Genomic DNA, 21,330 nt, shown 5'->3' with positions numbered 1-21,330 from the left:
AGTCTCTGCCGGAGGGGTTGTCTATGGTTAAACAGCGGAAAGGGATATGACGGCGCACACGCATAGCATCGGGAAGGAAGTCTCTTCAGTCATTGCCCAGTCATGGCATCGTTGCAGCAAGTTTATGCAGCGGGAAACCTGGCAGGCGCCGCATCAGGCGCAAGGGCTGACCTTTGAGTCGATTTGTCGTCGCAAGACGGCGTTGCTGACGATTGCTCAGGCTGCGCTGGAAGATGCCTGGGAGTTTATGGACGGCCGCCCGTGCGCGCTGCTGATTCTGGATGAATCAGCCTGTATTCTCAGCCGTTGCGGCGATCCGCAGACGGTGGAACAGTTGGCGGAGCTTGGGTTTCGTGACGGCAGCTACTGTGCAGAAAGCATCATTGGCAGTTGTGCCCTGTCGCTGGCGACGATGCCGGGCCAGCCGACAAAAACCTCTGGCGATCAGCATTTTAAGCAGGCGCTGCATCCGTGGTCGTTCTGCTCGACGCCGGTCTTCGATAACCATGGTCGACTGTTTGGCTCCATCTCGCTGTGCTGTCTGGTGGAACATGAGTGCGTTTCTGATTTATCCCTGACGCTGGCGATAGCCAGAGAAGTCGGCAACTCTTTGCTGACCGACAGCCTGCTGGCTGAATCCAACCGCCATCTGAACCAGATGTACGGGCTGCTGGAAAGTATGGATGATGGTGTGATGGCCTGGAACGAACAGGGCGTATTGCAGTTTCTCAATGCGCGTGCGGCGCTGCTTTTGCATCTCGATGCGCAGGCCAGCCAGGGAAAAAATATTCACGATCTGCTCAATCTCCCCATGCTGCTGCGCCGGGCGATCAAACATGCCCGCGGTCTGAATCACGTCGAAGTTACCTTTGAAAGCCAGCATCAGTTTGTTGATGCCGTCATCACCCTGAAACCGATTGTTGAGGAGCAGGGCAACAGCTTTATCCTGCTGCTGCATCCGGTGGAGCAAATGCGCCAGCTGATGACCAGCCAGCTCGGCAAGGTGAGCCACACCTTTGAGCAGATGTCGACTGACGATCCGGAAACCCGCCGTTTGATCCACTTTGGACGCCAGGCGGCGAGGGGGAGTTTCCCGATCCTGCTGTGCGGAGAAGAGGGCGTTGGTAAGGAACTGCTGAGTCAGGCCATTCACAATGAAAGCGAGCGCGCCAGCGGGCCGTATATCGCCGTGAACTGTCAGCTGTATGCCAACAGCGTGCTGGGGCAGGATTTTATGGGCAGTGCGCCCACCGACGATGAAAATGGCCGGTTGAGCCGTCTTGAACTGGCGAACGGCGGCACGCTGTTTCTGGAAAAAATTGAATATCTGGCGCCGGAGCTGCAATCCGCGCTGTTACAGGTGATCAAGCAGGGGGTATTAACCCGCCTGGATGCCCGTCGGTTGATTCCGGTGGATGTCAAAGTGATCGCCACCACCACGGTTGATCTCGCCAATCTGGTGGAGCAAAACCGCTTTAGCCGTCAGCTGTATTACGCGCTGCACTCTTTTGAGATAGTGATCCCCCCGCTGCGGGCGCGGCGTAACAGTATTCCCTCGCTGATTTATACGCGGCTGAATAGCCTGAAAAAACGCTTTTCATCCAGTTTGAAGATCGACGACGACGCGCTGGCACAGCTGGTGGCCTATTCGTGGCCGGGCAATGACTTTGAGCTGAACAGCATTATCGAAAACATCGCCATCAGCAGTGATAACGGTCATATTCGGCTGAGCAATCTACCGGATTATCTGTTTGCCGAACGTCCTGGTCTGGAGACGGCGTCTTCACTGCTGCCAGCCAGCCTGACCTTTACCGCCATCGAAAAAGAGGCGATTATCCATGCTGCTCGCGTCACCAGCGGACGCGTACAGGAGATGTCGCAACTGCTGAACATTGGTCGCACTACCTTGTGGCGCAAGATGAAGCAATACGATATTGATGCCAGCCAGTTTAAGCGCAAGCATCTGGAGTAGTTTCTTCAATTCTCGCCATCGAGAACAGCGCGTCTGACAGTCGGTTGATGTAACGCCTGGGTTCATCGCGTAACGTCAGCGTTCTGCTCATCGCGATAAGGATCCGCTCCAGTCGGCGGGTTAGGGTTCGCGCAACGTGTAGCTGTGCCGATGGCAGATTTTTCCCCGGAATAACAAACTCTTTGAGCGGGCCGCTTTGCGCCATATTGCGGTCAATAAGCTGCTCCAGCGCCTGAATATCCTCATCGCCAATAAGCTGTTGTAAGCGAGCGAGTCCTTTCTCATCGCTGGCGAGTTCCGCACCCAGTACAAACAGCATCTTCTGCATGGCGTGCAGATCCTGGCGTAGTTCAGCCTGGTGCGTGCTGGCATAGCAGAGGCCAAGCTGGGAAATCAGTTCATCCACCGTGCCATAGGCCTCAACGCGGATGTCGTCTTTGTCGATACGGCTGCCACCAAACAGCGCGGTCGTGCCTTTATCGCCGGTTCGGGTGTAGATGCGATACATTTATTTTATCTCGCTGAAGGGAAGTACTTTGACCAGTTGACCGGCATTGGCGCCGAGGACGCGAAGCTGGGCTGCTCCGGCGCGGATATGCCCACGGATCAGCGCCCGATCCTCGGGCAACTGGGCGTGGGTTAAAGCAATATCACCCGTGGCATTAAGACCCAGACCGACACGTAGCGTTGAGCTTTTGGCCGCAAGTTTGCTCAATGCCAGCGCGCAGTCATGCTCGTCGCAACAGATTGCCCGGCAAGGGACGCCTTGCTCTTCCAGTCCCCAGCACAGCTCATCAAGCACGCGAGTATCCTGCCAGCGTGAGTGATAAAACAGATGTACGCCCGGTGATGAAAGTGACATTGCGCCCCCTGCGTTATCAGAATGCCTGACGGAAGATCTCGGCAATTTCTTTCTCGTTCCCTTTGCGTGGGTTAGAGAAGGCGTTGCCGTCCTTCAGCGCCATTTCCGCCATGTACGGGAAATCGGCTTCTTTGACGCCCAGATCGCGCAGATGCTGCGGAATGCCGATGTCAGCGGAGAGACGGGCAATGGCGTGAATGGCCAGTTCGGCGGCATCCATGGTGGAAAGTCCGTCAGTGTTTTCGCCCATAAATTCTGCGATATCGGCAAATTTCTCCGGGTTAGCGATCAGGTTATAGCGCGCCACGTGCGGGAGCAGAACGGCATTCGCCACGCCGTGTGGCATGTCGTACAGACCGCCAAGCTGATGCGCCATTGCGTGAACGTAGCCGAGGTTGGCGTTGTTGAAGGCCATGCCCGCCAGCAGAGAGGCGTAGGCCATGTTCTCGCGAGCTTTCAGGTTGCTGCCCAGCGCTACGGCCTGACGCAAGTTGCGTGCGATCAGGCGAATAGCCTGAATAGCGGCGGCGTCGGTGACCGGGTTGGCATCTTTGGAAATATAGGCTTCTACGGCGTGGGTTAGGGCGTCCATACCGGTCGCGGCGGTCAGCGGAGCGGGTTTGCCGAGCATAAGCAGCGGATCGTTAATGGAGACCGACGGCAGGTTGCGCCAGCTGACAATCACAAACTTCACTTTGGTTTTGGTATTGGTCAGCACGCAGTGGCGGGTGACTTCGCTGGCGGTACCGGCAGTGGTATTCACCGCAACGATAGGCGGCAGCGGGTTGGTCAGGGTTTCAATCCCGGCATAGCTGTAGAGATCGCCTTCGTGAGTTGCCGCGATACCGATGCCTTTACCGCAGTCATGCGGGCTACCGCCGCCAACGGTAACGATGATATCGCAATGCTCTTTGCGAAAGACCTCCAGACCATCGCGCACGTTGGTGTCTTTGGGATTTGGCTCAACGCCGTCAAAAACCACCACGTCAATGCCCGCTTCACGTAAATGGGTGAGGGTTTTATCTACCGCACCGTCTTTAATAGCCCTCAGACCTTTATCAGTAACCAGCAGCGCTTTTTTACCGCCTAACAGTTTGCAGCGTTCGCCGACAACGGAAATAGCATTGGGGCCAAAGAAGTTCACATTTGGCACCAGGTAATCAAACATACGATAGCTCATAATATACCTTCTTAGATTTAAATTATAATTCAGAGAAACAATTCAGTGCGGTTTCTGCTAATAATCTGTCTTGTTCGACAGTGCCGCCGCTAACGCCAACGGCACCAATTAATTTACCGTTTAATATGACAGGTAAGCCGCCGCCGAAAATAACAATGCGCTGTTGGTTAGTAAGCTGCAAACCATATAGCGAAGCGCCAGGTTGTACCGCGTCGGTAATTTCATGGGTACCCTGGCGCAGGCAGCAGGCGGTATACGCTTTATTAAGAGAGATATCACAGCTGGTGACAAACGCATCGTCCATGCGTTGCATTAGCAGCGTATTCCCGCCGTGATCCACCACGGAAAAGACCACCGGAACGTTGATCTCAAGCGCTTTAGCCTCAACGGCCTGCGCCATTTTTTTTGCAGCCGCCAGCGTAATGGTGGCAATTTGTTGGCTCTTATTCACAGTCTCTCCTGAAAATGTTGTAGGGCTGAGGTCACGAAACATATCGCGCAACAGCTATTTTTATCATTGGCTTTACCTTATTTTCTCGCCGCACGTTATTAAGTCAATAGGGTGGGGTTTTCATAAAAATTAAATCCATTTCCCTGATTTTGCGTTTATTGATAATGATCATTTAACCTCGTCACAATTCACGATGGATATTCCTGAATTGCGTTTCAATATGGAACGATGCGTTTTTATTAGGTGCCAAATTGGAACGAAATTAATTTTATTTTTTTATTGCTTGGCTCATTTAGAGTTCGGCCATTGCTGATGAAAGGCGAATGCCGGGTGTGGTGTCCCCGGCAATATGGCCCGGCGTCCCTATTTTTTACCTTTTGAGTCAATAAATCATGAGAAGATCAAAACGATTCGAAGTGCTTGCGAAGCGGCCTGTAAATCAGGATGGGCTGATTGGCGAATGGCCTGAAGAGGGGCTGATTGCCATGGAAAGCCCCTACGATCCGACGTCGTCGGTGAAGGTGGAAAATGGTCGTATTGTTGAGCTGGACGGTAAGAGCCGAGCCGAGTTCGACATGATCGACCGTTTCATTGCCGACTATGCGATTAACGTGGCCGAAGCTGAGCGCGCCATGCAGCTCGACGCGCTGGAGATCGCCAGAATGCTGGTGGATATCCACGTCAGTCGGGAAGAGATTATTGCCATTACCACCGCCATCACCCCGGCGAAAGCGGTGGAAGTGATGGCGCAAATGAACGTGGTGGAGATGATGATGGCGCTACAAAAAATGCGCGCCAGACGCACTCCCTCCAACCAGTGCCACGTGACTAACCTGAAAGATAACCCGGTACAGATTGCCGCCGACGCTGCTGAAGCGGGGATCCGCGGCTTTTCCGAGCAGGAAACGACGGTCGGGATCGCCCGCTACGCGCCGTTTAACGCCCTGGCACTGCTGGTGGGTTCCCAGTGCGGTCGCCCCGGTGTGCTGACGCAATGTTCCGTTGAAGAGGCTACGGAGCTGGAGCTGGGGATGCGAGGGCTAACCAGTTATGCCGAAACGGTGTCGGTGTATGGCACAGAATCTGTGTTTACCGACGGCGATGACACGCCGTGGTCCAAAGCGTTTCTCGCCTCGGCTTATGCGTCGCGTGGTCTGAAGATGCGCTACACCTCCGGCACCGGCTCGGAAGCGCTGATGGGCTATTCCGAAAGTAAATCGATGCTTTATCTGGAGTCGCGCTGCATTTTTATCACCAAAGGCGCGGGCGTACAGGGGCTGCAAAATGGTGCGGTCAGCTGTATCGGCATGACCGGCGCAGTGCCGTCAGGGATCCGCGCGGTGCTGGCGGAAAACCTGATTGCCTCAATGCTCGACCTTGAAGTGGCCTCCGCCAATGACCAGACCTTTTCCCACTCCGATATTCGCCGTACTGCCCGCACCCTGATGCAGATGCTGCCGGGTACCGACTTTATTTTCTCCGGTTACAGCGCGGTACCCAACTACGACAACATGTTTGCCGGGTCGAACTTCGACGCTGAAGATTTCGATGATTACAACATTCTGCAACGCGATCTGATGGTTGACGGCGGTCTGCGTCCGGTCACGGAAGAGGAAACCATCGCCATTCGCAATAAGGCCGCACGCGCCATTCAGGCAGTGTTCCGCGAACTGGGCCTGCCGCTGATTAGCGATGAAGAAGTCGAAGCTGCTACTTATGCTCACGGCAGCAAAGATATGCCCGCGCGCAATGTGGTGGAAGATCTGGCCGCCGTGGAAGAGATGATGAAGCGCAATATCACCGGGCTGGATATCGTCGGCGCACTAAGCCGTAGCGGTTTCGAAGATATCGCCAGTAACATCCTCAATATGCTGAGACAGCGTGTTACCGGTGATTACCTGCAAACGTCGGCTATTCTGGATCGCCAGTTCGACGTCGTCAGCGCCGTCAACGACATCAATGATTATCAGGGACCTGGTACCGGCTATCGCATCAGTGCCGAACGCTGGGCGGAAATTAAAAATATTGCGGGCGTGGTTCAGCCCGGCTCGATCGAATAAGGTGGTACACAGTGGAATGCACAACTGAACGTAAGCCGGTTTTCACCTTACAGGTGAGCGAAGGCGAGGCGGCTAACGCGGATGAGCGCGTGGATGAGGTGGTGATTGGCGTCGGCCCGGCCTTTGATAAGTATCAGCATAAAACCTTGATTGATATGCCGCACAACGCGATTTTGAAAGAGCTGGTTGCTGGCATCGAAGAAGAGGGACTGCATGCGCGAGTAGTGAGGATCCTGCGCACCTCGGATGTTTCTTTTATGGCATGGGATGCGGCAAATCTCAGCGGCTCAGGCATTGGGATTGGTATCCAGTCGAAAGGAACCACGGTGATTCATCAGCGCGATCTGCTGCCGCTAAGTAACCTGGAACTGTTTTCTCAGGCTCCGCTGCTGACGCTGGAAACCTATCGTCAGATTGGTAAAAACGCCGCGCGATATGCACGCAAAGAGTCGCCTTCGCCGGTGCCAGTGGTCAATGACCAGATGGTGCGCCCTAAATTTATGGCCAAGGCCGCGCTGTTTCATATCAAAGAAACCAAACACGTGGTGCAGGATGCTGCGCCTGTCACGTTGCATATTGCACTGGTAAGGGAATGACCATGAACGACAACACCATGACCGCGCAGGATTACCCATTAGCCACCCGCTGCCCGGAGAAAATCCAGACGCCTGGCGGCAAGCCGCTAACCGACATTACCCTTGAGAATGTGCTGGCGGGCCACGTAGGACCGCAGGATGTGCGCATTTCTCAGCAAACGCTGGAGTACCAGGCGCAGATTGCCGAGCAGATGCAGCGTCATGCCGTGGCGCGCAATTTTCGTCGTGCGGCAGAACTGATTGCGATCCCGGATGCCCGCATTCTGGAGATCTACAACGCGCTACGGCCGTTTCGTTCTTCGTTCGCCGAGTTGCAGGCCATTGCCGATGAACTGGAACACACCTGGCACGCCACGGTGAACGCCGGGTTTGTCCGCGAATCGGCAGAGGTATACCAGCAGAGAAATAAGCTGCGTAAAGGCAGTCAGTGACGGAGGCAGCATGCCGTTAATTGCAGGGATCGATATCGGCAACGCCACCACCGAAGTGGCGTTGGCGCAGGATGGCCGGTTTATCGGCAGCGGGATTGTCGCCACGACCGGGATGAAAGGCACGCGGGAAAATATCGCCGGAGTAGTCGCGTCCCTGCAGCAGGCGCTGGATAAAACGCCGTGGTCGCTGCAGGATGTGGCAAAAATCTGCATCAACGAGGCCGCGCCGGTGATTGGCGATGTGGCGATGGAAACCATCACTGAAACCATCATTACCGAATCAACGATGATTGGCCATAACCCGCAAACGCCCGGCGGCGTTGGCGTGGGCATGGGAACCACCATCGCCGTGGAGAAGTTGGCGGCGTTGAGCGAGGATCGATTTGCCCAGGGCTGGATACCGTTGGTGGGTGAGGAGATGGATTTCCTTGAGGCGGTTTGGTTTATCAATGAAGCGCTGGAACGCGGCGTCAACGTGGTGGCGGCCATCCTGAAAAAAGATGATGGCGTGCTGGTGAATAATCGCCTGCATCGGCCAATACCGGTGGTTGATGAAGTCACTCTGCTGGAGAAGGTGCCGGAAGGCGTGCTGGCGGCGGTGGAAGTGGCGGCCCCGGGACAGGTGGTGCGGGTGCTGTCGAATCCTTACGGTATCGCGACCTTCTTTGCCCTGACCCCTGAGGAAACGCAAACTATTGTCCCCATCGCCAGATCGCTGATTGGCAACCGTTCCGCCGTGGTGCTGAAAACCCCGCAGGGAGATGTGCGATCAAGAGTGATCCCGGCGGGTAAGATCTTTATCCGTGGTGAAAAGCGTGGCGGTGAAGCCGACGTAGCGCAAGGCGCGCAGGCCATTATGCAGGCGATGAGCGCCTGCGCGCCCGTGTGTGATATTCGTGGTGAAGCAGGCACGCACGCAGGCGGCATGCTGGAGCGGGTGCGAAAGGTGATGGCCTCGCTGACCGGCCATGACATGAACACGGTGCATATTCAGGATCTATTGGCGGTCGATACATTTATTCCGCGCAAGGTGCTGGGCGGCATCGCCGGAGAGTGTTCAATGGAGAACGCCGTTGGCATTGCGGCGATGGTGAAATCCGATCGCTTACAGATGCAGGCTATCGCCAGCGAGCTAAGCGCCCGGTTAAATACCCCAGTTGAAGTCGGTGGTGTGGAAGCCAACATGGCCGTGGCGGGCGCGTTAACTACGCCCGGATGCGCCGCACCACTGGCGATCCTCGACTTAGGCGCAGGATCTACCGATGCCGCCGTCATCAATAGCGACGGCGTAGTGAAAGCGGTACATCTGGCCGGCGCGGGGAATATGGTCAGCCTGTTGATTCAAACTGAGCTGGGCTTAAGCGATGCATTTCTGGCGGAGGAAATTAAAAAATACCCGCTGGCAAAAGTGGAGAGCCTGTTCAGCATTCGCCATGAGAACGGCGCGGTGGAGTTTTTCCGCGAACCGCTCAGTCCGTCAGTATTCGCCAAAGTGGTGTACTTGAAAGAGGGTGAGCTGATCCCGGTAGATAACCAGACTTCGCTGGAAAAAATCCGTCTGGTGCGCCGACAGGCCAAAGAGAAGGTTTTTGTGACCAACTGCCTGCGCGCGTTACGTCAGGTGTCACCCGGTGGCTCTATTCGCGATATGACTTTTGTGGTGCTGGTAGGTGGTTCTTCGCTGGATTTTGAAATCCCGCAGATGATCACCGATGCGCTGGCACATTACGGCGTTGTCGCCGGGCAGGGCAATATTCGAGGTACCGAAGGACCGCGTAATGCGGTGGCTACCGGACTGGTTTTAGCCGGAGAAGCAAAAAAATAGCGCAGAAAACAGCCGCGCAAGCGTTTAGCTGCGGGGTAAGTCAAATAAAGGCGATGTTCTCTTTGATATCCCGGCGGAGTTGGGTACATAGTATAAATGTGTCTCTCACGTGGTTAATTTTAAGGATAAGAGCATGCCAACAGCAATTGAGAAAGCATTGGATTTTATTGGTGGTATGAACACTTCGGCGTCAGTACCACATTCAATGGATGAAAGTACCGCTAAGGGAATCTTAAAGTATTTGCATGACTTAGGTGTGCCAGCGAGTCCGGAAGTTGTGATGGCACGGGGTGAGCAAGAGGGATGGAATCCCGAGTTCACGAAAAAAGTGGCCGGATGGGCAGAAAAAGTCGCCTCCGGTAACCGCATCCTTATCAAGAACCCAGAGTATTTTTCAACCTATATGCAGGAGCAGCTCAAAGAGCTAGTGTGAGCTGACTATCGAATTAAACTCTAACGGACGTTTCCATCCCAGGATGGCGGCGTCCAGATGGGGTTGCCATTAACATGCTGTTTTCTGAACAGGTGTATCGCGTAAATAGCTTTAGCCCCCGCCAGCCATGTTCTTCTGTGTACTCATTCAACATATTGATGCAAGCAAGTATTGATTTGTTCCAGGGCAAACTCTTTTTTGCTACATGCCAATTTCTACGGAATACCCATAAAAAAAGGACCTGCGATTTCTCGCAAGTCCTTGATATTTGGTGGCCCCTGCTGGACTTGAACCAGCGACCAAGCGATTATGAGTCGCCTGCTCTAACCACTGAGCTAAGGGGCCGTGGCGGTGGATTATAAAGTAACTCCGCGTTGCAATCCAGACATAAGCGTACGGATGCTGTTTTTATAAACAATGTATTTTCAGTCCGTTATACTGGTTCCTCTGATGTATTGTTCGGAGTAATTATGGTTAAGGACATACTGGCACCGGAGCTGCGGGTGGTGTTTTGCGGTATCAATCCGGGGCTTTCTTCCGCAGGTACAGGATTCCCCTTTGCGCACCCCGCTAATCGCTTCTGGAAGGTTATCCATCAGGCGGGATTTACCGATCGCCAGCTTAAACCTGAAGAGGCACAGCATCTGTTGGACTTTCGCTGCGGCGTGACTAAGTTTGTCGACAGACCAACGGTACAAGCCAATGAAGTGAAGCTACAAGAGATGCGTAGCGGCGGTCGTCTGCTTATTGAGAAAATAGAAGAGTATCAGCCAGCCGCGCTCGCTATCCTTGGGAAGCAGGCATTTGAGCAGGGGCTTAGCCAGCGTGGGGCGCAGTGGGGAAAACAGACGCTGACCATTGGCGCGACGCAGATTTGGGTATTGCCGAATCCCAGCGGATTGAGCCGGATTACACTGGATAAGCTGGTGGAGGCGTATCGCGAGTTGGATGATGCGCTGGTCATGCGCGGGATGTAAAGAAAAACGCCACCTTGCGGTGGCGTTTATGCTTATGCGGCGAGATTAATCGTCCAGGAAGCTACGCAGTACTTCAGAGCGGCTCGGGTGGCGCAGTTTACGCAGCGCTTTCGCTTCGATCTGACGGATACGTTCGCGGGTAACGTCGAACTGTTTACCTACTTCTTCCAGCGTGTGGTCGGTGTTCATATCGATACCGAAACGCATACGCAGAACTTTCGCTTCACGGGCGGTCAGGCCAGCCAGAACGTCGTGCGTTGCGGCACGCAGGCTCTCGGTGGTCGCAGAGTCCAGCGGCAGCTCGAGGGTGGTATCCTCGATGAAATCACCCAGATGCGAATCTTCATCGTCGCCGATCGGCGTTTCCATGGAGATAGGCTCTTTAGCGATCTTCAGCACTTTACGGATCTTGTCTTCCGGCATCAGCATGCGCTCAGCCAGTTCTTCTGGCGTCGGCTCGCGGCCCATCTCTTGCAGCATCTGACGGGAGATACGGTTGAGCTTGTTGATAGTCTCAATCATATGTACCGGGATACGGATGGTACGCGCCTGATCCGCGATCGAACGGGTGATCGCCTGACGGATCCACCAGGTTGCATAGGTGGAGAACTTGTAACCACGACGGTATTCAAACTTATCAACCGCTTTCATCAGACCGATGTTACCTTCCTGAATCAGATCCAGGAACTGCAAGCCACGGTTGGTGTATTTTTTAGCGATAGAGATAACCAGACGTAAGTTCGCTTCAACCATCTCTTTTTTCGCACGGCGGGCTTTCGCTTCACCGATGGACATGCGACGGTTGATATCTTTAACCTGCTCGATGGTCAGGCCGGTTTCTTCTTCAATCTGCTGCAGTTTCTGCAGGCCGCGGTGAACGTCATCTGCCACGTCGTGCAGTTTTTCAGACCACGGTTTGTTCATCGCGATTGCCGCGTTGAACCAGGTTTCGCTGGTTTCGTTGCCAGTGAACAGGGTGATGAAGTTTTTCTTCGGCATTTTGCACTGCTCGACGCAGAGCTTCATGATCAGACGTTCCTGAGTACGCACGCGGTCCATCATGACGCGCATGCTGTTTACCAGGTAGTCGAACTGCTTCGGCACCAGGCGGAACTGTTTGAACACTTCGGACAGCTTCTGAATTTCTTCCTGCGCGGCAGCATGGCTGCGGCCTTTCGCTTTGATGGTGTCGCGAGTGATTTCGTACTGAGTACGCAGTTCACCGAATTTTTCACGCGCTAACTCAGGGTCGATGCTGTTGTCATCATCGCTGCTGTCGTCGTCGCCATCTTCTTCATCTTCATCTTCATCGTCATCCATCTCTTCCTGAGAGAGTTCAGAACCGACGTGGGTCGCCGTTGGCGCCATGTCTTCTTCCGCGTTCGGATCGACAAAGCCAGTGATCAGATCGGAAAGACGTGCTTCTTCAGCTTCTACGCGATCGTACTGCTCAAGCAGGTAGGTGATAGCTTCCGGGTATTCGGCAACGGAGCATTGAACCTGGTTAATCCCGTCTTCGATGCGTTTAGCGATGTCGATTTCGCCTTCGCGGGTTAACAGTTCAACGGTACCCATTTCACGCATGTACATGCGGACCGGGTCAGTCGTACGACCGATTTCGGACTCAACGCTGGACAGAACCTGGGCAGCCGCTTCTTCCGCGTCTTCATCGGTGCTGTTGGAGGTTTCAGCAAGCAGCAGATCATCGGCATCAGGTGCTTCTTCCATCACCTGAATACCCATGTCATTGATCATTTGGATGATGTCTTCGATTTGATCTGAATCGACGATATCTTCCGGCAGATGGTCATTGACCTCGGCATAGGTCAGATAGCCTTGCTCCTTACCACGTTGGACAAGAAGCTTCAGCTGTGACTGCGGGTTTTGCTCCATAAGACGGTATCCACACTTAATTCGTTTGATTGGTGTTGGGCGGTAAAACCGCCAACGGCAAAACGAGGGCATACTTATATTTTGCCGCTGCCTCTCCGTGCGGCTGTCGGGGGCTTCCCGATCGATATTCGGCAGTTAAGCCGTTAAATACTTTTGTCTTTCTGTTATTTCTTGGCCAGTTCCTGGTTCAGTGTCCAGAGTTCCCGGCGTTCTTCGCTGCTTAAACCGTGTGTGCGCTCACGAGCTATCAACTCTTCCTGGCGCAGTTCAAGCATCGAATCAAACATATGGTTGAGTGAGTCGGTGAAGGTTTTTTCCGCGATATCTTTATCTGCTATATCGTCCCACATCGACAGTTTTTCAAGGGTCGCAGCATCATTTGTGCCACGATAGTGTTCTAAAAGTTGCCCGGTGGTCAGACCTGGCTGAGCCAGACAAGTGTTGACCAGTTCTCTGAATAAGCCAAGTCCAGGCAGCTTATTACTATCCAGTGCGCCTAACGGTGGAACCAGCGGGGCGAGGCCCGGGTTCTGTACCAGCAACCCTATAAGTATACGCATGGTCGTACGTTTTAGCTGTGGAACAGGGCGGGAAGCCCCATTTTCTGCCAGTTTAGGCATTAAACGTTCAAGCTGGCTGTCATCCAGAATGCCGAGCTTGTTCCCCAACTCCTGTCGCAAGTAAATGCGCAACGTTTCGCCTGGTACCTGAGTAATCAGAGGTAATGCCAGCGTACTGAGCTGTGCGCGTCCGTCCGGGGTACTCAAATCCACCTGCGGCAGCAGGCTGTTAAATAAAAATGCGGAGAGCGGCAGCGCCTGCTCCATCCGGGCTTCAAAGGCCTCTTTCCCTTCTTTACGCACCAGCGTATCGGGGTCTTCGCCGTCAGGTAAAAACATGAAGCGTAGCTGGCGTCCGTCTGTCATATAGGGCAGTGCGGTTTCCAGCGCGCGCCATGCTGCGTCACGCCCTGCTCGGTCGCCGTCGTAACAGCAAATTACGTTGTTCGTCGCGCGGAACAACAGTTGGATGTGATCGGCAGTAGTTGACGTCCCTAGGGATGCCACGGCGTAGTTAATGCCGTATTGCGCCAGCGCCACCACATCCATATAGCCTTCTACCACTAACAGGCGCTGTGGATCGGCGTTATCCTGCTGGGCTTCATAAAGGCCATACAGCTGGCGGCCTTTATGGAAAATATCGGTTTCCGGGGAGTTCAGATATTTCGGCAGGGCATCGCCCAGCACGCGTCCACCAAAACCAATGACCCGACCACGTTTGTCGCGAATGGGGAACATCACCCGTTCGCGGAAGCGATCGTAACTGCGTCCCTGATCGTTGGTGACCAACATCCCCGCATCGACCAGCGATTTGCGATTCTCAGCATTGCCGCCAAACCGTTTCAGGACGTTGTCCCAGCCGGGGGGCGCAAAACCAATAGCAAAACGGGTGATAACGTCGCTACTTAATCCTCGCTTTTCCAGGTACTGGCGCGCAGGGGTAGCGGCGGGCTGCATCAAAGACTGTTGATAAAAAGTGTTCAGGCCGTCCATCAATTGATAAAGGCTTTGCCGTTGATGGCGCTCTATCTGACTGGGGCCACTGCCTGCTTCATAGGGCACTTCGAGGTTGTGCATTGCGGCCAGTTCTTCGACGGTTTCCACAAACTCGAGCTTGTCGTAGTTCATGAGAAAGTCGACGGCGTTGCCATGCGCGCCACACCCAAAGCAGTGATAAAACTGTTTTTCACCGTTTACGGTGAAAGAGGGGGTTTTTTCGTTATGGAACGGACAGCACGCGTGATAATTTTTGCCCTGCTTTTTCAGCTTTACCCGCGCGTCGATGAGATCGACGATGTCGGTTCTTGCCAGCAGGTCATTGATAAAAACGCGAGGAATTCGTCCAGCCATAAGCCCCTGTTTTTTGATGACTCATATACACAAAATCATTCAGGATGCATCAAGGCGGCAAGGAAGCGAATCCTCAGGAGCGTACAGCAGTACGTGACTGGGGTGAGCGACTGCAGCCAACACTGAGGCAGCTTGAATGATGACGTGTATAAACGAAAATAAGCCGCGCATTCCTTCCGGAAGCACGGCCTTACAACTACAACTCAGTCTGAATTGAGAGCTTTGGCTCTCAATGGATTAGTACAGACGAGTACGGCGTGCGTTTTCGCGAGCCAGTTTCTTCGCGTGACGTTTCACAGCAGAAGCTTTAGCGCGCTTACGTTCGGTAGTCGGTTTTTCATAGAACTCACGACGACGAACTTCCGCCAGAACACCTGCTTTTTCGCATGAACGCTTGAAGCGACGCAGTGCTACGTCGAACGGCTCGTTTTCACGTACTTTAATTACCGGCATGTAACTCTCACCTTTAATAAATTCGGTTTGCCGCTGGCATCAACGCCAGCTTATTTCAAAATGGTGCGGAATTTTACTGCAATTGCTGCTGCTTTGTAAAGCACCGACGCGATTTTGAAAGGGACTTTTATAAGGACAAGGAGTATACACGAGCGAAACTCCTGGGGCGAACAAAGTTTTACATCAACCCGCATTGGTCCTACACTGCGCGGTAATAGAGCGAGGTAAAACAAGTCATGCGTGTACTGGGTATTGAAACATCCTGCGATGAAACCGGCATCGCCATTTACGACGATGAAAAAGGTCTTTTAGCCAACCAATTGTATAGTCAGGTGAAATTACATGCTGACTACGGCGGCGTGGTGCCAGAACTGGCCTCGCGCGATCACGTACGTAAAACCGTACCGTTGATCCAGGCCGCGCTGAAAGAAGCGGGACTGACGGCAAAAGAGATTGATGCGGTAGCGTATACCGCAGGTCCTGGTTTGGTTGGCGCGCTGCTGGTTGGCGCAACCGTAGGACGTTCGCTGGCGTTCGCCTGGGGCGTACCGGCAATTCCTGTGCACCACATGGAAGGGCATCTGCTCGCGCCAATGCTGGAAGATAATCCCCCTGCGTTCCCGTTCGTCGCGCTGCTGGTTTCCGGCGGTCACACGCAGCTGATCAGCGTCACCGGTATCGGTCAGTATGAATTGCTGGGCGAATCGATTGATGATGCTGCCGGTGAAGCGTTCGACAAAACCGCCAAGCTGCTGGGATTGGATTATCCTGGTGGCCCTTTGCTGTCAAAGCTGGCATCACAAGGCGTTGAAAAACGTTTTGTCTTCCCGCGTCCGATGACTGACCGTCCGGGGCTGGATTTCAGCTTCTCAGGTTTGAAAACCTTCGCTGCGAATACCATTCGTAATAACGAAAATGACGATCAGACCCGCGCTGATATCGCCCGTGCGTTTGAAGACGCGGTAGTTGATACGCTGATGATCAAGTGCAAACGCGCGCTGGATCAAACCGGTTTTAAACGTCTGGTGATGGCGGGGGGCGTGAGTGCGAACCGTACGCTGCGCGCAAAACTGGCCGAGATGATGCAAAAACGTCGTGGCGAAGTGTTTTACGCGCGTCCGGAATTTTGTACCGATAACGGGGCGATGATCGCCTACGCGGGCATGGTGCGCTTTAAAGCGGGTGCAACGGCGGATCTTGGCGTGACCGTGCGCCCACGCTGGCCGCTGGCGGAATTACCGGCAGCATAAGTTTTTTTTGCCCGGTGGCGCTGCGTTTACCGGGCTTACAAAACCGTAGACCGGGTCAGGCGAATCCGCCGCCCGGCGATAGCTCTCACTACATCCGCAACATTCCTTTCTCTTCCAGAAACGCGATAATTTTTTCCAGGCCTTCTCCAGATTTTAAATTACTAAACGTCCATGGACGCTCGCCGCGCATGCGCAAAGTATCGCGCTCCATCACCTCCAGCGATGCGCCGACGTAAGGGGCAAGATCGGTTTTATTGATCACCAGAAAATCGGATTTGGTGATCCCCGGACCACCTTTACGCGGGATCTTCTCGCCTTCAGCAACATCGATCACATAGATCGTCAGATCCGCGAGTTCCGGGCTAAAGGTGGCGCTCAGGTTATCGCCGCCGCTTTCCACAAAAATCAGATCCAGATTGCCGAATTTCTCGCTCAGCGCTTCTACGGCGGCCAGATTCATCGACGCATCTTCGCGGATGGCGGTATGCGGGCAGCCACCGGTTTCCACACCAACGATTCTGTCCGGTTCCAGTGCGCCAGCCTCGGTGAGAATGCGCTGATCTTCTTTGGTGTAGATATCGTTGGTCACCACCGCCAACTGATAGCTGCTGCGCATGGCTTTGCATAACGCTTCCAGCAGCGCCGTTTTGCCGGAGCCAACCGGGCCGCCAACGCCCACACGCAGGGGATGCTTGTAGTTACTCATTTTTTCTCCTCAGGAGCGGAATAATCGGGAATATTGGGTTTCATGCCGGGCAGACGCGATAGCGGCCAACGGCGTTGCGGAGCCGAGGCTGGTGTCAGGACACGTCAGCGCCTGTGCCAAACCCTGCGCATAGCGATCGCAGAGCGCAATAATCAAACGCTGGGCCGCCTGTTGTCCAAAAGGAACCAGCTTGACGCCAGCCATGACAGCGCTCTCAATCCAGCTGTAGCCGAGGCTTAACGCCAGCTCCGTCAGGGGAATTTTCCAGCGCACGCCCAGCCAGGCCATGCCGCAGAGTTGGCTGTCGACAAAGAGGGTGCGCCACTCTCGCGAGCAATCCGACTCCCAGTCGGTGACCAGCCGCGTAAACGCCGCACCCCGACTGCGTTCTTCATCCCGCAGTTCGCGGGTTTCGCGACAGGCCAGCAGGTAAGCGCTCCAGCGGCGTGCTGCGTCGAGATCGTCCAGCTCGCAGGCGCGATACAGTCTCGCCAGCAGCGGTAGGTCAACGGTAAAAAAGTTCTGCTCCATCTGCTGGATTTGCCAGGCAGAGAAGTCATCGACGCTTTTCACCCAGCCGATTTCCACCGCCCACTCCAGACCTTGGGACCAGGTAAATGACCCTACCGGGAGCACGCTGCTGGCGAGCTGCATCAGACGTAGCTGTTGGCTGTTATGCATCAGTGCGCATGGCCGTGGTGATGCCCGTGTGATTCACTGGCATAAGCGCCTGCTTCAGGTTCAAACGGCAACTGGGCGAATGTCACCTCAAGGTTGAACTGGCGCAGCATGTCGTCCAGCACATGATCGTGATGGTAACGCAGTTCATCAGGCAGGATTTGCAGCGGAACGTGGCGATTACCGAGGTGATAACAGGCTTTGGCGAGCAGGAAAGGATCGTCGCAGCGCACCACGGAAACCGACTCCGGTGCGGCGATCACTTCGATCACTTCGCTGCCATCGTCGGTACTTAGCAGATCGCCACCACGCAGCAGCAAACCACGCGGTAGCATTAGCCCGGCTTCGCGACCGTCGTTCAGTGCTACCCTGGCGCGACTTTTTACCCGGACATCAATGGGCAGCGTGACGCTTGCAGTAACGCGGTGAGCGTGGTCAAGGCGTTGGGTCAGATAGATCATCGTCACTCCTCAAAACAGAAAATAGCGTTGCGCCATCGGCAAAACATCTGCCGGTTCGCTGGTGATAAGTTCGCCATCAATACGCACCTCGTAAGTCTGAGCATCGACGGTGATATTGGGTTGCAGGCCGTTGTGGATCATGTCGACCTTTTTCACCGTCCGACAGCCTTTGACGACGGCGATAGCGCTTTGCAGATTGAGCTGCTGCGGGATGTTTTGCGCGTCAGCGGCCTGCGAAATAAAGGTCAGCCGGGTGTGGTGCCGCGCCGCGCCAAGCGCGCCGAACATCATGCGGTAATGCACCGGCTGCGGGGTGGGGATCGAGGCGTTGATATCGCCCATTGGCGCGCAGGCGATCATCCCGCCCTTGACGATCGTCGCCGGTTTTACGCCAAAAAAGGCGGGCGACCACAGCACCAGATCGGCCAGTTTGCCAGGCTCAACGGAGCCGACTTCATGGGCAATACCGTGGGTTAATGCCGGGTTGATGGTGTATTTGGCGACGTAGCGTTTAACGCGCAGGTTGTCGTTGTCACCGGTTTCTTCTGCCAACGGGCCACGCTGAACCTTCATGCGGTGCGCCACCTGCCAGGTACGCAGGATCACTTCGCCAACGCGCCCCATCGCCTGTGAATCGGACGAGGTCAGGGAAAACGCGCCAATGTCATGCAGCACATCTTCGGCAGCGATCGTTTCCCGGCGAATGCGGGATTCGGCAAAGGCCACGTCTTCGGCGATATCCGGATCGAGGTGGTGGCAAACCATCAGCATGTCGAGATGCTCGTCGATGGTGTTGACGGTATAGGGCAGCGTCGGGTTAGTGGAGGAGGGCAGAATATTCGGATGCGTGCAGGCGGTGATGATATCCGGTGCATGGCCGCCGCCCGCGCCTTCAGTGTGAAAAGTATGAATGGTGCGATCGCCAATCGCCGCCAGCGTATCTTCAACGAAACCGGACTCATTGAGCGTATCGCTATGCAGCGCGACCTGGATGTCCATCTCGTCGGCCACAGTCAGCGCGCAGTCGATAGCGGCAGGCGTGGCGCCCCAGTCTTCATGGATTTTCAGGCCAATTGCGCCCGCGCTGATTTGCTCGCGCAGGGCGTCTGGATTTGAGCCATTGCCTTTACCCAGCAAACCAATGTTAACCGGCAACGCATCTGCCGCCTGCAGCATGTGCGCGATGTACCAGGGGCCCGGCGTGCAGGTGGTGGCGTTGGTTCCTGCTGCCGGACCGGTGCCTCCGCCGATCATCGTCGTCACGCCAGAAACCAGCGCCTCCTGCGCCTGCTGTGGGCATATCCAGTGAATATGCGTATCCACGCCGCCCGCGGTGACGATCTTGCCTTCCCCGGCAATGACTTCAGTTCCCACGCCTATCGGGATCGTGACGTTGGGTTGAATATCGGGATTACCTGCTTTGCCGATAGCGAAGATCCTGCCGTTTTTGATGCCGATATCCGCTTTCACGATCCCCCAGTGATCGACGATCAGCGCGTTGGTGATCACCAGATCCACGCATGCATCGGCGCGCATTTGTCCCTGGCCCATGCCGTCGCGGATCACTTTTCCGCCGCCGAATTTGACCTCTTCGCCGTAGGTGGTGAAGTCTTGTTCCACCTCGATCCACAGGTCGGTATCCGCCAGGCGCACTTTATCGCCGGTGGTTGGGCCAAACATGTCGGCGTACGCCTGCCGGGAAATGTCACTCATTATCTGCCTCCAGTGCGCCCATCACTTCGCTGCGAAAACCCACGATCCTTTGTGCACCAGCAACGCGCACCAGTTCGACTTCGCGTTTTTGTCCTGGCTCAAAACGCACCGCAGTGCCCGCAGCAATGTTCAGACGAAAACCGCGTGCAGCCAGCCTGTCAAAGCGCAGCGCCGGGTTTACTTCGTAAAAGTGATAGTGCGATCCCACCTGGATGGGTCTGTCGCCATGATTTTCCACCACGATCGTGCAGATCTCCCGCCCCTGATTAAGCGCAATATTGCCTTTTGCGATCTGATATTCACCTGGGATCATTGCCGCTCCTTAGACGATCGGATTGTGGACGGTGACCAGCTTCGATCCGTCCGGAAATGTGGCTTCAACCTGAATATCCGGGATCATCTCCGGTACGCCTTCCATCACCTGATCGCGGCGCAGGACGTGACGCCCGTCTTCCATCAGCGCGGCCACGGTTTGCCCGTCCCGCGCCCCTTCCATGATGAAAGCACTAATTAGCGCCACCGATTCCGGGTAGTTCAGCTTCAGCCCGCGGGCCAGGCGACGTTCCGCCACCAGCGCGGCGGTAAACAGCAACAGCTTGTCTTTTTCTCTGGGAGTCAGTTCCATAAGGGGTCTCTTAGGTTTGCCAGATTCGCGGGAGTACGGGCGCTTTGTGTGTCAGCAGCGGGCGCAGAAATTGCCAGATGTCACGCATAACGCGCTGGACAACCAGGTTGTCGCTAGCAAGAAAACGGATTGTCAGCAGCGAATCGTTAAGCGTTGCCCCGGCGTAATCGCCAAGCGCTGTAAGCCGCTCCCGCGTGCCCTCGAGCATATGTTCGCTGGCCGGATAACACAGCAACGTGCCGACCCAGGGATGATGTGCGACGCCGCTCAGATTCCCCTCCTGCAACTGCAAGCGTTCTATCAGCAGTGGCTGCCCATCTCGCCATACTTCCAGGCGGTTTTGCAGCGTGCCGTAATTGAAGGTCTCCTGCATAACCGGTCGGCCAAGACATAGCAGATCCCAGGCCAGCAGGCGGCTTGCGGATGTCAGATGAAAGACGGTCTGAATAGCGGCGTTGGCACCGGGAAAGAGGATCGTATCCTGCGGCAGCCACTCCAGCGTCGCGTGAGGAGTGAGGGTAAAATGCTGGCGCAGTAATGCCTGCGGTCCACGGCTGCGGTAAAACTTTCCCGCACCAGGCTGGGTGATTAACGCGTGGCTGTTTTCGTCGAGCGTTACGGCGATATGGATCTCATCCCCGCCGACGATCCCCGCCGGTGGATGAAGCAAATAGAGATGGCAAACGTCCTCTTCCGGGTAAAACGGGCGTTGAACCGTCAATGGACCATGATGACGCGCCGAGGCGAGCACCGTTTTGTGCCCGGTGCAGGTAAAATGCAGATCCAGTTCGGCCTGCCAGCCCCGTGTGAGTGTCTCGTGCGCAACCGTGTCCAGAGCGTTTCCCTTATCAGCA

The 21,330-nt window shown here is 55.0% G+C and carries 22 protein-coding genes and 1 tRNA gene; 8 read left to right on the top strand and 15 right to left on the bottom strand.

The genetic code is table 11. From position 1 onward, the window contains the following. Positions 1 to 46: 46 nt before the first annotated feature. Entirely contained in the window at positions 47 to 1,972 is a 1,926-nt protein-coding gene (dhaR, locus tag SK38_RS18980) for a dihydroxyacetone kinase operon transcriptional regulator DhaR (RefSeq protein WP_043017717.1), read from the top strand. Here dhaR and SK38_RS18975 read toward each other — a convergent pair. The 4 genes from SK38_RS18975 to SK38_RS18960 are packed head-to-tail and all read right to left on the bottom strand — an operon-like array spanning position 1,950 to position 4,465. After that, positions 1,950 to 2,480, bottom strand: a complete 531-nt coding sequence (locus tag SK38_RS18975) for a cob(I)yrinic acid a,c-diamide adenosyltransferase (RefSeq protein WP_048236802.1) — start codon at positions 2,478 to 2,480, stop codon at positions 1,950 to 1,952. The genes dhaR and SK38_RS18975 overlap by 23 nt on opposite strands. Beyond that, the gene (locus tag SK38_RS18970) at positions 2,481 to 2,834 is read right to left on the bottom strand and encodes a glycerol dehydratase reactivase beta/small subunit family protein (RefSeq protein WP_048225637.1); all 354 of its coding nucleotides are present in this window, start codon (positions 2,832 to 2,834) and stop codon (positions 2,481 to 2,483) included. Between the two features lie 16 nt (positions 2,835 to 2,850). Continuing rightward, complete coding sequence (gene dhaT / locus SK38_RS18965; protein ID WP_016157511.1) at positions 2,851 to 4,014, bottom strand: 1,3-propanediol dehydrogenase; 1,164 nt, start codon at positions 4,012 to 4,014, stop codon at positions 2,851 to 2,853. A 22-nt stretch (positions 4,015 to 4,036) separates the two neighbouring features. After that, on the bottom strand, positions 4,037 to 4,465 hold the full coding sequence (locus tag SK38_RS18960) for a GlcG/HbpS family heme-binding protein (protein ID WP_003828504.1): 429 nt from the start codon (positions 4,463 to 4,465) through the stop codon (positions 4,037 to 4,039). A gap of 392 nt (positions 4,466 to 4,857) precedes the next feature. Between SK38_RS18960 and SK38_RS18955 the strand changes: the two genes are divergently transcribed. The 5 genes from SK38_RS18955 to SK38_RS18935 all read left to right on the top strand — a co-directional run bounded on the left by SK38_RS18955 (position 4,858) and on the right by SK38_RS18935 (position 9,810). Then, complete coding sequence (locus SK38_RS18955) at positions 4,858 to 6,525, top strand: propanediol/glycerol family dehydratase large subunit (protein WP_032945056.1); 1,668 nt, start codon at positions 4,858 to 4,860, stop codon at positions 6,523 to 6,525. Between the two features lie 11 nt (positions 6,526 to 6,536). Next, the gene (locus tag SK38_RS18950; protein WP_008785852.1) at positions 6,537 to 7,121 is read left to right on the top strand and encodes a propanediol/glycerol family dehydratase medium subunit; all 585 of its coding nucleotides are present in this window, start codon (positions 6,537 to 6,539) and stop codon (positions 7,119 to 7,121) included. A gap of 2 nt (positions 7,122 to 7,123) precedes the next feature. Then, positions 7,124 to 7,552, top strand: a complete 429-nt coding sequence (locus SK38_RS18945; protein WP_048236800.1) for a diol dehydratase small subunit — start codon at positions 7,124 to 7,126, stop codon at positions 7,550 to 7,552. Between the two features lie 10 nt (positions 7,553 to 7,562). Next, entirely contained in the window at positions 7,563 to 9,377 is a 1,815-nt protein-coding gene (locus tag SK38_RS18940) for a diol dehydratase reactivase subunit alpha (protein WP_048236799.1), read from the top strand. Between the two features lie 109 nt (positions 9,378 to 9,486). After that, positions 9,487 to 9,810 (top strand): DUF1889 family protein, encoded by a 324-nt coding sequence (locus SK38_RS18935; protein ID WP_001573898.1) that lies wholly within the window; start codon positions 9,487 to 9,489, stop codon positions 9,808 to 9,810. 269 nt (positions 9,811 to 10,079) lie between these two features. Here the strand turns inward: SK38_RS18935 and SK38_RS18930 are convergent. Next, positions 10,080 to 10,155 (bottom strand) — tRNA-Ile (locus SK38_RS18930). 125 nt (positions 10,156 to 10,280) lie between these two features. On the opposite strand from SK38_RS18930, the gene mug reads away from it, so the two are divergent. Continuing rightward, positions 10,281 to 10,787 carry a G/U mismatch-specific DNA glycosylase gene (mug, locus tag SK38_RS18925; RefSeq protein ID WP_008785849.1) on the top strand — a complete coding sequence of 169 codons (507 nt, stop codon included), beginning with the start codon at positions 10,281 to 10,283 and terminating at the stop codon, positions 10,785 to 10,787. A gap of 45 nt (positions 10,788 to 10,832) precedes the next feature. Here mug and rpoD read toward each other — a convergent pair whose 3' ends face one another. The 3 genes from rpoD to rpsU form a co-directional block, all read right to left on the bottom strand. Next, positions 10,833 to 12,680, bottom strand: a complete 1,848-nt coding sequence (gene rpoD, locus SK38_RS18920) for an RNA polymerase sigma factor RpoD (protein ID WP_003024699.1) — start codon at positions 12,678 to 12,680, stop codon at positions 10,833 to 10,835. Positions 12,681 to 12,844: 164 nt separating this feature from the next. After that, positions 12,845 to 14,590, bottom strand: coding sequence for a DNA primase (gene dnaG, locus SK38_RS18915; RefSeq protein WP_003828467.1), 1,746 nt, complete (start codon positions 14,588 to 14,590; stop codon positions 12,845 to 12,847). A gap of 237 nt (positions 14,591 to 14,827) precedes the next feature. Further along, positions 14,828 to 15,043, bottom strand: coding sequence for a 30S ribosomal protein S21 (gene rpsU / locus SK38_RS18910; RefSeq protein WP_001144069.1), 216 nt, complete (start codon positions 15,041 to 15,043; stop codon positions 14,828 to 14,830). 236 nt (positions 15,044 to 15,279) lie between these two features. On the opposite strand from rpsU, the gene tsaD reads away from it, so the two are divergent. After that, on the top strand, positions 15,280 to 16,293 hold the full coding sequence (gene tsaD, locus SK38_RS18905; RefSeq protein ID WP_048236797.1) for a tRNA (adenosine(37)-N6)-threonylcarbamoyltransferase complex transferase subunit TsaD: 1,014 nt from the start codon (positions 15,280 to 15,282) through the stop codon (positions 16,291 to 16,293). Between the two features lie 88 nt (positions 16,294 to 16,381). On the opposite strand, the gene ureG is transcribed toward tsaD, so the two are convergent. Genes ureG through SK38_RS18870 form a run of 7 tightly spaced genes read right to left on the bottom strand, consistent with a single transcriptional unit; the run spans position 16,382 to position 21,311 of the window. After that, a complete protein-coding gene (gene ureG, locus SK38_RS18900) occupies positions 16,382 to 16,999 on the bottom strand; it encodes an urease accessory protein UreG (RefSeq protein WP_003838095.1) in 618 nt (205 codons plus the stop codon). A gap of 9 nt (positions 17,000 to 17,008) precedes the next feature. Beyond that, positions 17,009 to 17,680: an urease accessory protein UreF gene (locus SK38_RS18895; protein WP_048236795.1), complete on the bottom strand. Its 672-nt coding sequence runs from the start codon at positions 17,678 to 17,680 to the stop codon at positions 17,009 to 17,011. Beyond that, positions 17,680 to 18,138, bottom strand: a complete 459-nt coding sequence (gene ureE, locus SK38_RS18890) for an urease accessory protein UreE (RefSeq protein WP_048236793.1) — start codon at positions 18,136 to 18,138, stop codon at positions 17,680 to 17,682. The genes SK38_RS18895 and ureE overlap by 1 nt, the downstream gene beginning before the upstream one ends. 9 nt (positions 18,139 to 18,147) lie before the next feature. Then, positions 18,148 to 19,851 (bottom strand): urease subunit alpha, encoded by a 1,704-nt coding sequence (ureC, locus tag SK38_RS18885; protein ID WP_048236792.1) that lies wholly within the window; start codon positions 19,849 to 19,851, stop codon positions 18,148 to 18,150. Next, positions 19,844 to 20,164 carry an urease subunit beta gene (locus SK38_RS18880; RefSeq protein ID WP_003828455.1) on the bottom strand — a complete coding sequence of 107 codons (321 nt, stop codon included), beginning with the start codon at positions 20,162 to 20,164 and terminating at the stop codon, positions 19,844 to 19,846. The genes ureC and SK38_RS18880 overlap by 8 nt, the downstream gene beginning before the upstream one ends. A 9-nt stretch (positions 20,165 to 20,173) precedes the next feature. Next, positions 20,174 to 20,476 (bottom strand): urease subunit gamma, encoded by a 303-nt coding sequence (locus SK38_RS18875; protein WP_003024678.1) that lies wholly within the window; start codon positions 20,474 to 20,476, stop codon positions 20,174 to 20,176. Between the two features lie 10 nt (positions 20,477 to 20,486). Beyond that, positions 20,487 to 21,311, bottom strand: a complete 825-nt coding sequence (locus SK38_RS18870) for an urease accessory protein UreD (protein WP_197089508.1) — start codon at positions 21,309 to 21,311, stop codon at positions 20,487 to 20,489. Between the last annotated feature and the right edge of the window lie 19 nt (positions 21,312 to 21,330).

This window comes from Citrobacter sp. MGH110 (genome assembly GCF_001037515.1).
GTDB classification, from domain to species: Bacteria; Pseudomonadota; Gammaproteobacteria; order Enterobacterales; family Enterobacteriaceae; genus Citrobacter; species Citrobacter portucalensis.
Note: the sequence above shows the minus strand (reverse complement) of the source record. Positions and strands in the feature narration are given on the sequence as shown.

Excerpts from the sequence above, each read along its gene's own strand:
- tsaD (WP_048236797.1), top strand. The coding sequence starts at position 15,280 with ATGCGTGTACTGGGTATTGAAACATCCTGCGATGAAACCGGCATCGCC.
- SK38_RS18955 (WP_032945056.1), top strand. The coding sequence starts at position 4,858 with ATGAGAAGATCAAAACGATTCGAAGTGCTTGCGAAGCGGCCTGTAAAT.
- SK38_RS18975 (WP_048236802.1), bottom strand. The coding sequence starts at position 2,480 with ATGTATCGCATCTACACCCGAACCGGCGATAAAGGCACGACCGCGCTG.
- dhaR (WP_043017717.1), top strand. The coding sequence starts at position 47 with ATGACGGCGCACACGCATAGCATCGGGAAGGAAGTCTCTTCAGTCATT.
- dhaT (WP_016157511.1), bottom strand. The coding sequence starts at position 4,014 with ATGAGCTATCGTATGTTTGATTACCTGGTGCCAAATGTGAACTTCTTT.
- rpoD (WP_003024699.1), bottom strand. The coding sequence starts at position 12,680 with ATGGAGCAAAACCCGCAGTCACAGCTGAAGCTTCTTGTCCAACGTGGT.
- SK38_RS18895 (WP_048236795.1), bottom strand. The coding sequence starts at position 17,680 with ATGCATAACAGCCAACAGCTACGTCTGATGCAGCTCGCCAGCAGCGTG.
- dnaG (WP_003828467.1), bottom strand. The coding sequence starts at position 14,590 with ATGGCTGGACGAATTCCTCGCGTTTTTATCAATGACCTGCTGGCAAGA.
- rpsU (WP_001144069.1), bottom strand. The coding sequence starts at position 15,043 with ATGCCGGTAATTAAAGTACGTGAAAACGAGCCGTTCGACGTAGCACTG.
- SK38_RS18875 (WP_003024678.1), bottom strand. The coding sequence starts at position 20,476 with ATGGAACTGACTCCCAGAGAAAAAGACAAGCTGTTGCTGTTTACCGCC.
- ureC (WP_048236792.1), bottom strand. The coding sequence starts at position 19,851 with ATGAGTGACATTTCCCGGCAGGCGTACGCCGACATGTTTGGCCCAACC.
- ureE (WP_048236793.1), bottom strand. The coding sequence starts at position 18,138 with ATGATCTATCTGACCCAACGCCTTGACCACGCTCACCGCGTTACTGCA.
- ureG (WP_003838095.1), bottom strand. The coding sequence starts at position 16,999 with ATGAGTAACTACAAGCATCCCCTGCGTGTGGGCGTTGGCGGCCCGGTT.
- SK38_RS18970 (WP_048225637.1), bottom strand. The coding sequence starts at position 2,834 with ATGTCACTTTCATCACCGGGCGTACATCTGTTTTATCACTCACGCTGG.
- SK38_RS18880 (WP_003828455.1), bottom strand. The coding sequence starts at position 20,164 with ATGATCCCAGGTGAATATCAGATCGCAAAAGGCAATATTGCGCTTAAT.
- SK38_RS18940 (WP_048236799.1), top strand. The coding sequence starts at position 7,563 with ATGCCGTTAATTGCAGGGATCGATATCGGCAACGCCACCACCGAAGTG.
- SK38_RS18945 (WP_048236800.1), top strand. The coding sequence starts at position 7,124 with ATGAACGACAACACCATGACCGCGCAGGATTACCCATTAGCCACCCGC.
- mug (WP_008785849.1), top strand. The coding sequence starts at position 10,281 with ATGGTTAAGGACATACTGGCACCGGAGCTGCGGGTGGTGTTTTGCGGT.